The organism is Bradyrhizobium elkanii USDA 76 (assembly GCF_023278185.1).
Taxonomy (GTDB): Bacteria; Pseudomonadota; Alphaproteobacteria; order Rhizobiales; family Xanthobacteraceae; genus Bradyrhizobium; species Bradyrhizobium elkanii.
In genome coordinates, this window is record NZ_CP066356.1 from 7,151,166 (window position 1) to 7,167,501 (window position 16,336).

The window sequence follows — 16,336 nt, forward strand, 5'->3', positions numbered from 1 at the left end:
TTTTGCTCCATGGAAATCGATCCGACCGATGATCGTGGAGGCAATTGCCATCGCAACTCTACGCTCCGATAGCTGGCTGCGCGCCAATGTTCAATTATATGGATGTGGGCGATCGTTATAAAGAAAGCGGGAACGAGCTATACGACGGTTTACCGATTTAAAGTGGTGCTACCTCACTTCGATCGGCTGCCAGACCGAGCAGTCACCTTGCTGGGTGTCCCGTCCGGAAAAAGTGTTTGCAACGCACTACGAGAATTTTGAACAGCGGCAATACCCAACTCGAGCATGAAGGCCTAAATATATGTAGGTTGCGCAGCAGGGCCTCCTTCCGAAAGTATTCGACCTTGCCATCACGATTAGCCAGCGTCAGCAAACCGACGTTTGTTGGCGAGCGTTCCTACATCCACCAGACGCTCGCGTCGTCCGCACTCCGGGCTGTGGGCGGTCGAAATGGTTCGAACAGTTGCGCTTACTGAGCAACGGCTTCTAAGGCAAGATGATCGGCGGAAGATTTGTGAAAGCCTGAGGGATAGAGAAGGCCGCGTTCAAGCTGCGCCAACAAACAGGAGGCTAGACCGCTCAGGCGGTGCCCATCTCAGTACTTCGAATGGATACATCGGCTGTCAAGGGCCGGGCTGTAGAACGCCTCGCGCGAGCTGCCCCGCCGAGCGCCTGAGATTGCCGTCCGCCTGCGCTCTTCAGCCACGTTCAGGATAGATGCGAACGCGCTGGCGCCCCTCGCTTTCATCCAACTCGCCCCTGTAGGGCACACCGCGGATCTGGAAATAGGTTGGACGCCCAGCCTGCGGCATGATGCGTTCCCCCTGCAGGACGCGGACAAGGTAAGGCGGAAGGAACCGCTCGCGGTGCTCCCATCCGCCGCGGATCAGATACCCAAGGTCCCGTAGGCCCTCACGGGGTTGCTCGGCTTGGACGATCTGCGGTGGATGATGAAGCGGCTGGGATGGCCCAGCTTCATCAAGGTAGCTCGGGCGCGGATGATGGATCAGGCGGACATCCGTGCGCCCTCCTGGTCCGAATGTGGCCGAGTAGCGCTCACCGTTGATCATAAACTGACTTGGCCCGAACTGGTTTGGCAGCAGATTGATGTTGCCGAGGACGTCAACCAACACGTCCGAGGCCGCTTGGGAGCCGTGACGCCAATCCGAGCCAACGACGGCCCCAATATCCCGCAGTTCCTGGGCGCCCCCGGACGGTCCAGCGAATGACGGCGCTCTGCGAAATTCAGGTGCGGGCGCAGAGCGTGCATCGTCGTGCAAGTCGTGCGGTGTGGACGGATCCAAATCAACCAAGGGATCCAGACCGCTGTAGATGTTTGATGACCGAGGCCTCACCGACGATGGTGAGGCGGGTTCCTGCATCTGTTGCCCGAGCCAATCCCAGGCCCCTTGGCTTAGGCTGGCTGGAGTCGCAGGAAGCCCGTGCGGCAGATTGGGTTGCGGGAGCCAATAGGGCGCTTGCACAGGTGCGGCGGGTTGGAGAATCTGCTCGCTGGACCGATCCCAAGCCCCGGCGCTCGGGCTGGCCGATGTTGCGGGAAGCTGCTGCGACGAGCTGGCCTGCCAACCGTGGTGCGGCACTGCCAGTGATGAGGTGGGTCCGTGGATCTGCTCACCAAGCCAATCCCACGCTCCCGCACTCGGCGTGGCTGGCGTTGCCGGGACCTCCTGCGGCGAGTGCGCCTGTCGGGCGCCTTCGGCGACGGGCTGCCCCGCATCCTCGGCAGGGTGCAAGCCGAGGGCCCTGTTCGCCTCAAGGATTTGCTGGTAGCGGCCAAGCCTGAGCAAATCAGCTTTGATTTTGCCGTCTTCGGTTTCTTGCCTATACTCCGCGACATCCTGGTCGAGCCCGGAGGTGAAGAGCCGGCCGGCGATGGCCTGCTTATCGTGCTTTTGCAGCCATTCACTCAGCCTCGACATTCGGCGAGCCTGCCTGTCGATCGTCTTCGGCTCAACCCTGCGTGTCGCCTTTTCCGCCGCGGCCCACATGCCGATGAGGGTCGCGTCCGCGGAATGGGGAGCCAGGCGACGGAGATCGGCTGACAAGGTGTTTCCGGCGCCGACCTCACGGAGCTTTTTCAAGGCAGCTTTGATACGCCTTGCGCGGTCCGCTGCATAGGTGTCGACATCTTGGTCGAGCTCAGCTTCGAGCTGGTGGTTTTCCACCTCCGGATCTTCCAGTTGCGCATTTTCCATCTCGAGGCGAATGCGATCCGCAATTGAGGGCCTATCGTTGTCATTCAGGCGCGCGCTCAAAATGCGCAGGTCGGCTGCCGCATTTCTGATGGTGCCGTCGGTGAGGTTGCCGGCTGCGGTGCCGTCGGTGCGGTTGCGGACTGCTCTTTGTCTAAACTCTTTGATGAGCGCCTCGTCTTCCGGATCGACCCCGCGCGTCCGGCCCGGCTGTCTGGCGTAATCGACGCGAAAACTCGTCGAGGAAGCATCCGACTGCGCGGTCTCCCGCGAGGACTTGCTACTCCCTCCAAAGGCCTTGCCGACCCCCGACTTGAAGCGCGACCACAGTCCGCGGCTTTTACCGCTCCTGGCCTGAACCCCAGGCTCCGCGTCCGGCAAGCTGTAGCGCGCGCTGCTGAATAGATCATCGCGCAAACTGGACTGCGGCACTTGGGCCGGAGCATCAAGCTGAAAGCGGGGAATGTCTAAGCTCCGCCGCGCATCGCCCCGTGCGCTGTCCCTAAAATCCGAGCGTGGCGGCACCCGCATCGAACCGCCGAGCTCGTCCCGTCGAACTGCTCGCCCGGCCCCTGTGGGAGCCTGGTCCGGCGAACTCGACTTTGCGGAACTCTCATCAGACGAATCGAGCTGCAAATCCTCCATCCGCCGCTCAAAATCGCCTTGCTGGCTTGCGTTGCCCCCTGGCTGCCCCGCTCGCCCCTGTCGGGCGGCGTACGCCTCCATCCAAGCTCCTGAATCGAAGAATGGGTCGACTGGATCCATCCTGCTCTCCTCGTGATGGTGTAGGCCCTGCGCAATCCGCACGCTTGCACGGCCGCTAAGTGGCAGCCGTGAAGCGAAGGCAGGTTCTGGATTTTTATGGGACCTAGCTTTCGAAAAGCTGACGAGAACAAGAATTCACAACGGGCAATGCCGTTGGCGTTGATCTCTTCTGAAGGGGCAGCAAGGAGCCGGCGAGGTGCGACGGCCGTGCCCTGCCCCAATTTCAGTTGCTGCCGACGGGACGCCCCAGCGCAAGCACGCTCTCGTGCGCACTATTGGCCCGAGAGCCGCTTAAAAATGAGAAGACAGCCCGTAAGCGTTCCTCTATTCCGATCTGGAAGGTCCGGCGGATAGCCAATCTGTGGCACCTGCGAAGAACGCTTTCAGCGACCATTTCGCGGCTTCGCCGTCGGTCAATTGGTGCGAATAAGGCTCGCGACCTGCGGGATTGGCCCCGACACCGGTGGATTTGTATTCAGCATAGTAGGCCGTCCTCAGCGAATTGGTCTTGCCCGGAGCCCATTCGCGCCAGCCCTCCGCGACCACCGGTGCATCCAACTTCGTCGATAGGAACACCACCGTTGCATAGGGGCGCCAAGGCCGGCCAAGCGCAACATCCCGCGCGGCGGAGTCGGCAGTCAGTATGCAATGCTCGAACACATAGGCACTGTCCTCGTCCGGCGCTGCCTTGCTCTGCGCGGTATAGACGACCGCCTGATTGGCGATACCGTGCAACTCACAGTGTCGGAAATAGGCCTTGGCATTGCCGAATATGAAATCGACGTGTCCCTCGATATAGCAATCCGAGAAGTATTGTCGCGACATTCGGCCGTTCTGCCCCTTACCGGCGAACAATGTGTCCTGGGCGCCGAGCAGGCGGACGCGGCTGATAATGTCTCTGTCTCCGGTAACGGACAGTGCGACGGCCTGCGAAGCTGGATTTGCCGAATTGAGCGCGTAATCGTTTTGGATCGTCAGGTTGTCGAGCCGGAAGTCATCGCCTGAGGCGTCCAGCGTAGCAGAACGGATGGTTCCTCCGACGTTGATCGCGCCGTCGCCGTACACAATGACCGTATCACCCGGCATCCTGCCGGAGCCTTTGATATGAACACCGGATTTGAAGACTTTGACCTTCTCGCGATAGATGCCCGGCGCGATCTGAATATCCCCACCTTGGGCCGGTAATGCGTCGATGGCGGCCTGCAGGGAGTGATAAGCTGCCCTCTCGGCATGCGAGACCAAAAGGGGTTGAGCACGGGCTGCCGAGATGCCGAAACATCCGGCCAGAACCGCAGCGAATAGCGCGAAAATCCGCATGTGATCTCACCTGTTATCGGGTTCGCTGCACGCTTGATGCAATCGGTGGAATGTGCCCCCGCGACCTGGCAGCCTAGTGTCAAACAACGTTTCCTACCGAACCGGAACTTACGCGCCCATAGGCGAACGTCCGATCGCGGTAACGCCTGTCCCCATTCGCAAGGCCAGCGAATCAAAACCGTATCAGGCAGACGCGACCGGTCTGAAGGTTCGGCACCGAGTTGTTGTGCTTACTGGTTACCGTCGCGGAATGCCCTGGCGCACCCCTCCCAATCGCGCGGCACCGGTTTCCTCACTTGCCCGGGTAGCGGCGGAGACACGTCAGAATGATCGGCTGTCACATTCGCATGTTCGAGCTGCCAAGTCGCGGAATCGGCAAATCGAACATCCTCTAGCGTCACGTCAAGCGCATGGCCCTCGTCAACCCCGCGCATCAGCAGCGCACCATTGTCGCCGCGCACATGGCGCAGAACGATCTGGCGATAGACTGGAATCCTACTGCCTTGGGCATGGGGATCGTACTTTGTATCGAACGCGACCGGCCATCGGTTGCCACGCAGACAAACATTCTCATAAGTCACGCGTTCGACCAGGCCGCCTCGGCTGACATCGCTCTTGATGCGCAGGCCAGACGTCGTGCCGTCCAAGGTCAGGTTGCTCACGAGTATGTCGCTGGCGCCGGAGTTCACCTCGCTGCCGATCGACATCCCATGTCCCCACCCGAAATAATTATCGGTGATGGAGATATGGCGAGTTGAACCATTATCGCCGGCTTTGATCGCTACGTTATCATCTCCAGTGCGGATGAAGCTGTGGATGATGGTCACATCCTGGCTGGCGCCTGGGTCGATGCCGTCGGTATTGCGGGCATCGGCCGGTGTATCGATCGTCAGACCCCAGACAGTGGCACCTTCGACCCGGTTCATCGCGACATGGAAATTGGGTGCATTGCGCAAGGTGACACCAGAAAGCGTGATGTCCTGCGCATGATCGATCTGAATCAAACGCGGAGCGTTCTGACTACCGCCCTCGGCTTGCGCGCGGCGGGCCAGCTGCCACCAGGTCTCGGCGCTGCCGACCATCGGCGCACCGCCCTGGCCATCGATGATGCCGTCGCCATAAATGCCGCCGCCGCGCGTTTTGGAGAAGCTGATGAACGGCCGGCAACCGTCGCCCTTACCTGCGATGCGGCCGCATTGTCCGCGGCCCTTGTCGTACGCAACTGGTTCCGGGATAGCCAAAAGCGTTGCACCGCGTCCAATCCATAAGGTGACACCTGATTTCATCTCGAGTGGATGCGACCGGAACTCGCCACGTCCGAGATAGACCGCAGCACCGGCGGGGCAATGGTCGATGGCATCCTGTAGCCGAGCCGTATCGTTGCTGCCAGACGGCACCGGGCGGTCGCAGACCGTATGAGGTGCAACGGGCTCTGCGACAATGCGGCGATCTTGCGCTTTTGCGCCGGGGCAGACAACCATGGTGGCAACGATGGACATCAGCGTCCATTCGCGAAAATGCTTTGTCATTAGCCTCGTCTCTTTGCCGCGAGCATCATCGCCGCTTCGTTGTCCTGAGCTGAGCGCTGACCAACCAGCCGCAGCTCACCTCACAGGCCAACGCAAGATGACATTTATAAGACGCAAAAAAGGCCTAGGCCTTGCGAGTTCACGCGATGAAGAATGAGCGTTCCGCAAGAGATCACACCTTGTGACCACATGCACTTGAGCGGCAGGTGCGAGGGCGCGTCTTCAATTGGCGTGCGACACTCGGTGAGGCGGCCCACCACCTTTACACGGCCTGCACACCAACGGCGTAGAGATGGTGAGCGGCTCTGATTATCTTAATCCACGCCAATTCCGGATTTATTGCTTTCTGTTCCCTCAAGGCGGTGGCTGTCCGCCTGGGCTGCAATTCAGATGTGGCATGCATTGTGATTGATCTTGCGAGTGAGCGCGTGGTCCAAAATTGATGGCTGAGCGCGCGAGACCGGTGACGCAACGCAACCACTCTAATAACGATTAGGCGGGGACAGATGACACAAGGTTCACAAGCGACGATCATTGGCGCCGGACGCGTCGGGTTAAAGCTAGCCGAACTTCTCACAGCGTCTGGCGGACGAGTACGCTTCGTGGATCACAGGCCGGTGGCTGGAATAGATCAGAACCTGATCGTGAGCGATGCGATCCACCTGACGCTGGAGGCCGAATCCGCTATTGCGGAGTCCGATATTGTCGTTCTTTCTTTGCCGTTCACGGTAGCAGGAGCCGCGTTCGGATCCGCCTGTCGGCGGCTCAAAGGCGGCGCATTGTTGATCGAGACGCTTTCGGTCAAGACGAGACCGGCCTCCTGGGCGGCCAACTTACCTCGCGAGGTGGAATATCTTGGCCTCAATCCCCTGTTTAGCCCGGAGCTCGGTTGGGCAAATCGTCCGGTTGCGGTGATCGCGTATCGATCAGGGCCGCGGCTCGAAGTCTTTCTGCAGCTTTTACGACGCACGAATGCAAGCCTTGTCGCGCTCGATGCTGAAGCTCACGACCGACTTCTTGCGCAGCGTCAGCTGGCTGCGCATGCGCTGCTCCTGTCGCTTGCAAGCATCCTTCGCGACGAGAACACTGAATTTCCGTTAGAGGTCGGTCCGCCTACCTATCACCTTCTCCTGGCGGGAGTCGGGCGCATGTTGTGCGGCAACCCCGAGACGTTTGCTGAGATTCAGACGGAGAATCCTTTTGCGGCGACAGTCCGCTTGCGTCTGATCGCGGAACTCGAGAGGCTAAGCGCGGGCGGCCAGGAAGTCCTAGATCACCTTCGCTGCGAGTGGAGGGATCTCGCGCCACGTCTAAAACCGGCCGCCAAGACCTGCGAGCGCCTATTTGCGTGCCCGATTTTCCCTCTAGAGATGAGCGAATACGAGTATCGCTCCGGCGAATGCCGCCTTGCGCGGAGTGATTGAGATTCAAGATATAGTTACGACTGCCGTTCCGACAGGACAAAATCTCGATTCCCGGGCAACTTGGCATGACGCCTTTTCGTTTCCCGAGCGCTTCCCGACCAGGTCGATCTTTCAGTGATCAGCAAACTTCGCCTGCGGGATGCAGCTGGCGGCCTGCGCGGCGAATTTACGTCCATTGGTCGCCCGCGGCGCACCACTGCTGACTGTTTCGGTTAGGTGTCTTACCGCCGCGCGAACCTTCACAGGAGGTTTCTGCACTCTATTGCCTTACGTTTATCAAGTCGTGAAGCATTGATTGTGCGACGTCTCCACGTGTCTAGCGCGTAGCCGCGTCGCGTCCAACCCATGAGATACGCCCGATTCATCTTGGGTAAATCCGACCGGAACGCGCCATGCCCGAGATTGACCGCAGGAGTAATACCGACATCGTACTTCTCGATTGATAAACTTCCGCCTACCCACGGGCCGCCCTTGGTGCCTCGCTAAAATCGTTCGGCTGTACCGCTACACTTCCCGACTGGAGTCCCGCCTCACCCTCTCCATGTGCAAGGCACTCCAAACCCTGAGGGCTCGTGGTGTGAGGCTGGCACCGGCAAGTTGTTTCCAGGACTTCCGCACCTCGATCCAGCGGCTTTTTCGAGCGGGCAAGGCATCGAGCATTTTTTTGGCAATCGGAGCCAGGTGCGCAGTTTCGGAGTTCGGGTCCCGCTTGGCATCTTCAAGAATTTTAAAAGCGGCCCGCTCGGACCGCGTCCAACCCGACTCGGTGAACCTGCTCTCCGCGAAATACTCAAAACACGTGCGGAACGTCAAAGCGCGGCCAATGACCGTATGGTTTGGTAGTCCCGCTTGGCTTAGCCACCGCCGGAGATACCCACACCGGTCTTGGCTGCCATTTTCGGGAGGACCGCGAAATTCCAAGACCAAAAGCATCGCCATGCCAGCGATTTCGCGTCGAATCTCTTCATCCTGCTTTTCGAACCAATCCCGGATTACCTGTAATGGCGTCGCCGGCGGCTTCACGACCGGTGCCGCAGCGGTGCGGTGGAACGAGACCACGTTTTCCAGCGGGGGCATGCGCGGCCATGGCCTTCCATCTGCGTCCCACAAGACCCACCGCGCAGCAATCTTTTCTGCCTCTTCAGGAGACCTGGTTCGCCAAAGCTCCTTGAGCGCCTCATTGACGTAATATGAGACGTCAGCTTTCAGGCCACATGTACGTGCTATTGCTGCGCGGCGTCCGGCGTCAATGAGCCGCGCCGCGAAGTTGGTCTCTGCGTTCATTTGCCGAGGCCCTTCATGTCCTTCCTAGCGCGCCCCGCTCTTGGCTCTTCGGCGGCGTGATACGGGCCCGCCGGGATCTACACCAGCAGGCGCCGTCTTCCGCCTAAGTTCCGGGGATCACCAACTTCAGTGGCCAGCCATGGCCTTAACTTGCGATCGTGGCCGTGCCACGTGAGGGCGCCCTGTGCATTCCGAGGGTCTGCATTCTTCGTGCCACAGTAAAAGTCCGCGATTCGTATTTGTTGGGTATGTTTTGTTTGCTTTGCGACTTGGGCCCGTCTTGTTTCTTTCCACTCATGGACCATCCGTGGCAACTTCAGGGCCGCCGAGAGGTCATCGATTGCGCAAGCGTTTTTCAGCAAGTTCAGACCGGATGAAGGCTAGGCTTCGTGCCGGCGTCATCGACGCCGTTTGAATCGGCGTCGTTGCGACGAGTGGGCCGTCAGATCTCGGCTTCACTTCGGGGGACATGCGACCAAGGCCTCGTGTTGCGTCAGGGAGCATGCTTTCTCCCGGTTCGCTCTGCCGGAGGATGCCGCAGATACCCCAGCATCTTCAGGCAGAGTAACCCGTTCTTTCGAAGCAGAGCCCACTTCTGGCACGCCCGATGGCGATCATTTCAAAGTTCTTTCCTCGCTCATTGAGCAATAGGAGGGCGGGCATTTTTCCACCGCACACGGCGATCCGGTCGTGTCCTCCATCTTGCGATTGTGTCTTGGGCAAATCTCAATCCGCACTCGGCAATCCTGTCGGGCGCAATCGCGCGTCTGATATACTGAACCGAATTCGACCTCTGACGCTGGAAATGATCCGCACCATTAGCAAGCAGTGGAACATTCCAATTGACGCCCTGATGGCTCAATACGAACCGGTGGGTATACGCCTAAATTCTGAAGGTCCGCCTAGGCGGGCCTTCATCATTCCCGTGCGCCTTCGATTTATACGTGAGTGGCTCACGCGCGATAAGCCACCCGCTCAACCAGGTTCGCTGACAACGCCACCGCTCAGCTTCGCATGGAGCTTATCCAGCAACGCATCTGCGCTTTTGTTGATCCTCCGATCAATCGGGTCAATTTTCAGATCTGCCATCTGATAGACAGGTGCGCGCTCGCGCATCATCTCTTTGATCGTCTCTTCCGGATTGTCGGTTTGCAGGAGCGGACGCGTCGTGTTTTTGACCAAGCGCTTCGTTATGGTCTCCGGATCGGTATTGATCCAGATCGAGATCCCTCTCTCGCGGATACGATCGCGGATCCTCTCGCTCATAAACGCGCCGCCGCCCGTTGCGAGCAACACGGCACCTCGCTCGAGCAATTGCAAAATCTCGCTCTCCTCCAGATCCCTGAAATACTGCTCGCCGTGGTCTTTGAAGATTTCGTTGATCTGTTTGCCCATCCTGGTCTCGATCGATTTGTCGGTATCGACGAAATCGAGGCCCAGCAGCTTGGAGAGCCGGCTCCCGATTGATGATTTCCCAGCGCCCATCATGCCGACGAGCACGATCGGCCTCTCGCCCAAGGCTGCAACGATTTGCCCCGCGATGGGAGAGCGCTTGGGCATCTGGGGCTTGGCACTTCGCAAGGCGAGGACCGCGCTGGCGTCGGCCGTGCCGACCGCTTCCGCCTCCCAGTTGGGGATGCTCGTCGCCTGATCGGGAACTGGCACCTCGTTGACGATCTGTCTTGCGCGCTGCACGAGCTGCTCGGCCCTCGATTGGTTCATTGTCCCTCTGCTGCCTCGCTGCAGCATCTTGTATGTATCGTGATTGGCAAGCTTGGCCTGGTAGCTGGCCGGTGTATGGAACTCGACCTCGAAACGGTAACCTTCGGGTGTTGTAAAGACGGTTTTGATTCCGACATAGGTCGGATTTCGCGTCCTGAACCAATTGGTTGTGCTGAGCTCGGTATAACCCTGCTCCTCAAAGGCGAGCACGGCCTTCCTGAACCCCATTGTAAAAGCGCCGTCAGGGATTTGAAAAACGTGCCGGACGGCGTTGCTGATCAGCTGTGAGGCAGTCCCGGAGGGAAGGCTTTTGCCTGTGAGTTGGTCGCTCAATGATTGTTCTGTCCGCAGGCGATGCTGATCGTGCGGCAGATTCACCTGAATGCCGTGTTGTTGCTGCAAGTTCGCGACGACATCGCCGACCACCTTCCTGATCGTCTCATCTTCGCCTCTCGCCCGATCAGCCTCACGCCTGGCGCGCACGGTGGCCTCCTCGCGACTTAGCGTGATCATCGCACCGTCGTCGTTGGTCGGCCGCGGGGCGGAAGGTTCGGGCAGAATACCACTTTCCACACTAAGCTTGATCGCGGCTTCCATGACGGAGGCTGCCAGCGTCGGATTGTCCTTCAGATCGGCCAAAGTCGCCTCGACGTCCAATCTGCCGCAGTTGAGATGGGCCGCCATGCTCTTGGTATAAGGCACCGATTTCAGAGCCGGGGTTGCCTGCAGCAATTCCTGCAGACGTTTGCTTTTCGCTGCGAACAGCCGGGCGCCGGTGTCGGATTTATAGGCGTCGGTGCCAACCTTGACGCCAAGACTCAGGAAGTTGTTCGCGCTTTTGACAGGGTCATCGGCAACGTAACCGTCCGGCAAAGGATGGATACGCGTCGGATAGTTGTCGACAAGCAGCTGGATGCGCTCTCGCGGCTGAGCAGCTGCCGGATATGCCTCGGCCAGGTCCGGGAACAATTCGCACAGCTGCGCACTCAGCGTCAGCCTTGCGTCATTCGAACCGTCGGTGGCAACGCCCACGGATTGCCCTTGCGCTGTCCACGCCTCAAGGTCGGCGATGAGTAGATCGGCCATTTCGCGGGCGACCGGGTGTCGTGCCGCCCCCATTTCCGCTCTCGCTTGGTCGAGCTTGCCCTCAATATCGGTCCGGCTCGCCGGCTCCTGGTCCAGCAGATCACGAAGCTCGCGCTTGAGCTGGTGGTGAATGCCCTCGTAGCTGCCGAACAGGGCACGCTCGGCAAACCAGTGGCGCGCCTCAGGCGATTGCGCCAGAAAGCTTCGCAATAGGCCAGTATAAGTTTCCAAGACCCCTTGTGTGGCGGCGAGGATCTGGCTTGTGCGGCTGAATTGATAACGATCGTCCTCGATCGCGGGGGTGTGCGATTTCGGCGGTTTGAGCGAACGCACGCCCTGCGCCTGCTCCTGCTGATCGAATTGCCGCACATGCTGATAAAGCGCGGGACGGTCACCGACGATAATGACGGCGTCTCCGTCGAAATCGCCATCGAGCCGCTTTTGCTCCACAGGCGGAACGGCAACCAGCGAGCCCGGAGCGAACACTTCGGCTGCCTGGAGGACGCCGACAGTTTCGAGCGCTGTGTCCTGCTTCGTGCGGTCCTTCGCGCTCGTCCAGCTCGAATGGATCTTGACGTCTTCAGCAGACATGACGAGGTCGCGGTCGGCAAAGTCAGCTGGCCAGATCTCGTCAGGCACCACGATCAGCAAGCCCTTGGCAAAGAAGGTCGGATCGTCCGCGGCCAGTTCGCCATGCGATTTCTGGGCGACATTCAAGCTATATTGAACGGCAATGCACCGATCAAGGAACGCCGCCGTCGGATCTCCATCGGCAGCCGATGTGACTTGCTCAGCTGCAAATGGACGCAGGTTAGGCTTGTCATACGGTGATCGCCCGATCAGCACCCCCGTCGTACCCGCCAAGGTGTCGCTCTTGATGGTCGACACATGCAGACGCCCATCGCTTGAGGGCACGGCAATAGCGGCAGGGGCATCGATGTGTGCAGCCGTTACGGTGCGATAGAGCTCCTCGGACGTGAGCTCCTTGTTCTGTCTGCTATTGAGCCAGTTCCTGGCTTTATCTCTTGCCTCGTCCGCCACCTTTTCGCTGCGCGGATAATGATGCAGCGCCGAGGCAGGCACAGATGCTCTCTTGCCTTCAGCATAGGCGGGGACCCGATCGGGGCCATTCTGTTCGCCAGCGAGGCGAACAGCGCGCATTTTCCCAGCCAGTGAGGCCTTGATGAAGCCGGTGCCGTCATGTGGTCGCAACGCGATCGGACCGTTTGGTCCAACGAGCGCGAATGGGTGAGCCCGCTCCGCAGGCCGGTCCGGGAGCAGCGAGATTTTGAAAGCGCCTTCGAGCACGCTGTCCTGGGGCGCGAGGCCTTTGATGGATGGTGAGCCTGCAAATCCCCTGCGCTGGGTATAAAAGTAAGCTTCCTTGAATGGCGCCCAGGCACGCGATAGCTGCTCGAAGTCCGTACCCGCTGCGGTGTCGGCATACGGAATTGCGAGCAGCTTCCCCCCCTCCTGCTCGATCCGCCGCCCGCCAGGCGCGCGCGCACCGACCTGCGCCAGGGTCAATCGCGGCGGCTTCAGCTTGCTGCCGCCGAACAAATCCATACGATACGGGATGCCATCGACACTGAGCGTGCGGGTCAGCATGAAGCTGCTGGGCTTTCCAGGCAGTTGGACCGCAACCACCGGTACTTTCCCCTCAGTCAGGCGATGCAAAACCGAATATCGTATTTCCGGCTCCGTGGTCAGCCGCTGACCTCGCATATCCACGACCGGCAGCTGCATCAATCCGGCATTCCCCTCCGGGGGACGCGGCTCGTGGTCCATGTCGCGCAACACTTGGTGGGTGTTGAATTTCGCGGCAGGACGCTGCGCATGGACTGTCGCGACATTTTGCTCCAAGAACGAATCCAGCGCATCGATGGGGTCGTCGGCCTCGATGTCCGCGATCAGGTTCCAGCTCATGTTGGACAGATCGCGTTCAATCAGATCGCGTGTAGAGTGCAGGATCTCTCTGGTCCCGCGCGCGATGTCCTGCTGCCTGATTCGCAATTGGGATTGATCGCCTTCGACATAGGGGCGTCGATAAAGTTTCTCGAGGATCACCCGGGCCTTAAGGACCTGGTAGATCGACAAAGCGGGGGTACGGCTCGCGTATGGGCCACGGATCCGTTCCGCATCGGTCGCGGCCAAATGCGCCGTGATCTTGTCGTGCGCGATGCGCTGAATGTCGTTCAACAAGGTCAGCGCTTGCCTGCGGTGCCAGCGCAGCTGCTTCTGCGAGCTGCGCGCCAGGGGCAGCACAGCGACGCTGAGGTGTCCCATGGTCTCAAGGTCATGCTCAGCGGCAAAATCGTCACCGGCGCTCAATTCCGCAAGCCTGGTCAGCCCCAATGGCGCCAGCAAGGACAAATCGTCAAACAGCCGCGCCTTGCCAAAGGCTTTGAAAATGTTGGCGATGCTAAGAACGCCAGCCTGTTGCAGTCGATCGTTGGCATAGTACAGATGGTGCGCGAGCTTGTGCAGGCGGTTCTTCAGAAGGGCGGCTTGATCGCTCTCTCCACGGTCTTCGGCCTCCATCGTGCAGCGCGCCAGAGCATTGGCAAGCATGCCGAGCTCAGGGGTGGTGAAGGCATTAAATCGTCGCGCTCCGGCGCCGACACTGCGCGCGATCTCCATCACCGCCTGCCTGCATGCCTCCTCTTCCGGCCATTTGGCAAAATCGTGCAACAGGGTCGCGACCGCCAGCGGCTCAAAATCGGACAGTCCGGCCTCGCGATGCATCATCTCGCGCGCAATAGCAGCTGTCGCCTCGCCGCAGCGTTCATGCTCGAACTTGCCGAATCCGTTCGCAAGATTCCGCAAATTCTGCTGCGTAAAGCCGGACAGCCCATCTCGTCGGTCGGCGCGGCCGCAGATTTCGGCCGCGATTGCCAACATGGCCTCGCTGCAATTCCTCTCGCGCGGCAACTTGCTGAACCCATTCACGAGGTTTGCAAGTCCTTGCGGGGAAAACTCGGCGAGCCCACGCTGGCCAGCGTGGCGTGCGATTTCGCCGCCTATCAAGGCCATTGCCTGCGCGCAGTCGTCATCTTCTGCGAGCTTGCTCAAACCGTTCGCCAGCATTGACAAATGCTGGCCATCGAAGCTAGCGAGCGAATTGGCGCGATAGTTGAGCAGTTCAGTGGCGATCGAAATCAGGGCTGGACGAGCGGCCTGTTCTGGCCATTTGGAAAAGCCGTTCGCCAGATTTGCCAGGTGCTGCTCAGTGAAATCGGACAGTCCGCTGTCCCGGCCGGCGCGATCGCGGAGCTCGCTGGCAAGCGCTGCAATCACGGGATGGGAGCTCAGTTCGCCGGGCCACTTGCTCAATCCGTTCACAATATTCGCCAAGTCCTGCGGGGTTGCATTTGCAAGGCCATTGCGGTGCTCGGCGCGGCGGCTGAGTTCCGTTGCAATCGACAACGCGGCTTGACCCGCCCGCTCCGGCCATTTGCTGAAGCCATTGACCAGGTTTGCCAGGTGCTGGAACCTAAAATCTGCGAGCCCCTCGATGCTTGTGGCGCGGCGACGGATTTCGGCTGCGATCGAAGCTATCGCCTGGCCGCAGTCCTCTTCTGTTGGCCATTTGCTGAAGCCGTTCACCAGATTTGCAAGATCCTGCTCACTAAAGCGGGCGAGCCGTTCTCCCCGCGTGGCACGGACCACGATCTGTCTTGCGATCTCGACCGTCGCGGCCCGATTGATATCGTCGTCCATCGACATGGTCTTGCTGAACGCGTGCACCAGGCGGGCGAGCTCCCGTTCCTGAAAACGCGAGAGCCGGACGCGACGGCCCACGACTTCGCCTGCGATCGCGCTTATTGCGTGGAACGCTTGCGCAATCTGCGGCCATTTCGCGAATCCGTTCGCCAGGCTGGCCATGTCCTGTGGGTTGAATTCAGACAAACGGGAAGGCCGGTCGGCGCGGCGAAGAATCTCACTGGCTAGCGCGCGCGCAACGTCCTCGGTTGGCAGTTTTCCGTTCAACTTGCCGAACCCGCTGACGAGGTTCGACAGATCCTGGGACGAAAAATCAAAGAGCTGAGCTGGACGCTCGGCGCGGCGAACGATCGCCCGGGCGATCTCGGAGCTGGCGCGAACACATGCCTCGTCTTCCGCCCTGTTGGCGAAGCCGTTCAGCAGCATTGCCAGGTCCTTTGGCTTAAAACCGGACAGACCCGACCTGCCGTTTGCACGTTGATCAATTTCAGCGGCAATCAAGGCTTCGGCGCCGCCAAGATTTGCGTCTTGGGGCCATTTGCCAAAGCCGTTGACGAGGTTCGCCAGTTGCTGCTCATCGGCACGAAAGAGCTCAGCTGCGCCGCGACGGACGAGTTCGCTCGCAACCGCAATTGTGGCTCGCTCGCAAGCCGGCTCTTGCGGCCACTTGCTGAAACTGTTCACCAGGGTGGAGAGATGTTGTAAGGCAAAATCGGTCAACAGATCGGCCTCTACATCGTTTGCCACCTTGAGGCCCGCTTCACGGCAGGCCCGCTGTTCGGGCCACTTGCTGAAGCCGTTCATCAGCAGGGAGAGGTCTTGACTGCTTGACTTGTAAAGCACGCCTGGCTCATCGCAGCAGAATTCGGCGATCCGGATCGTCGCATCGCGGCATTCCATGGCCCGGGAGTGGCGGCCAAAGGAGGAAGCAAAGAGGGAGAAGCCTCTGGGATCGACCCGCTTCATATCGGCATTGTCAAGGCGCGAGAGTCGAGCCGCCAGAGCTCTGCAAGCACTTGCCCCGGCTTCACCTGTGCGGCTGATCACGTTGCATGCCGTTGCGTACGCCCAGGAGCAGCCGATGTTGTCTTCGAGCTGCGGGACAAAACGCGCCTCGAAATGTGCAGCCGCCTTTTGGTCGAATTCGGCGAGTTCGTGCCCACGGAACTGTTTGGCATAACGCATCAACACACGCGAGAAGACATCGATGTTGCGAGCGCCCGCAATGTCTGCCAGCGCGGCATTGAGGTCGTCCGAATTCCTAAAATGAGCT

The 16,336-nt window shown here is 59.8% G+C and carries 6 protein-coding genes; 1 reads left to right on the forward strand and 5 read right to left on the reverse strand.

Annotated features, from left to right (window positions below):
* Window positions 1-698: 698 nt before the first annotated feature.
* The 3 genes from JEY66_RS34205 to JEY66_RS34215 all read right to left on the reverse strand — a co-directional run bounded on the left by JEY66_RS34205 (window position 699) and on the right by JEY66_RS34215 (window position 5,824).
* Window positions 699-2,858, reverse strand: a complete 2,160-nt coding sequence (locus tag JEY66_RS34205; RefSeq protein WP_233475512.1) for a hypothetical protein — start codon at window positions 2,856-2,858, stop codon at window positions 699-701.
* A 444-nt stretch (window positions 2,859-3,302) separates the two neighbouring features.
* On the reverse strand, window positions 3,303-4,295 hold the full coding sequence (locus JEY66_RS34210) for a pectinesterase family protein (protein WP_050994063.1): 993 nt from the start codon (window positions 4,293-4,295) through the stop codon (window positions 3,303-3,305).
* A gap of 230 nt (window positions 4,296-4,525) precedes the next feature.
* The gene (locus JEY66_RS34215; protein ID WP_026192368.1) at window positions 4,526-5,824 is read right to left on the reverse strand and encodes a glycoside hydrolase family 28 protein; all 1,299 of its coding nucleotides are present in this window, start codon (window positions 5,822-5,824) and stop codon (window positions 4,526-4,528) included.
* A gap of 506 nt (window positions 5,825-6,330) precedes the next feature.
* Here JEY66_RS34215 and JEY66_RS34220 point away from each other — a divergent pair.
* Entirely contained in the window at window positions 6,331-7,248 is a 918-nt protein-coding gene (locus tag JEY66_RS34220) for an NAD(P)-binding domain-containing protein (RefSeq protein ID WP_018270176.1), read from the forward strand.
* A gap of 504 nt (window positions 7,249-7,752) precedes the next feature.
* On the opposite strand, the gene JEY66_RS34225 is transcribed toward JEY66_RS34220, so the two are convergent.
* Complete coding sequence (locus JEY66_RS34225) at window positions 7,753-8,532, reverse strand: hypothetical protein (RefSeq protein WP_080650322.1); 780 nt, start codon at window positions 8,530-8,532, stop codon at window positions 7,753-7,755.
* 975 nt (window positions 8,533-9,507) lie between these two features.
* On the reverse strand, window positions 9,508-16,248 hold the full coding sequence (locus tag JEY66_RS34230) for a shikimate kinase (RefSeq protein WP_157183430.1): 6,741 nt from the start codon (window positions 16,246-16,248) through the stop codon (window positions 9,508-9,510).
* Window positions 16,249-16,336: the final 88 nt, after the last annotated feature.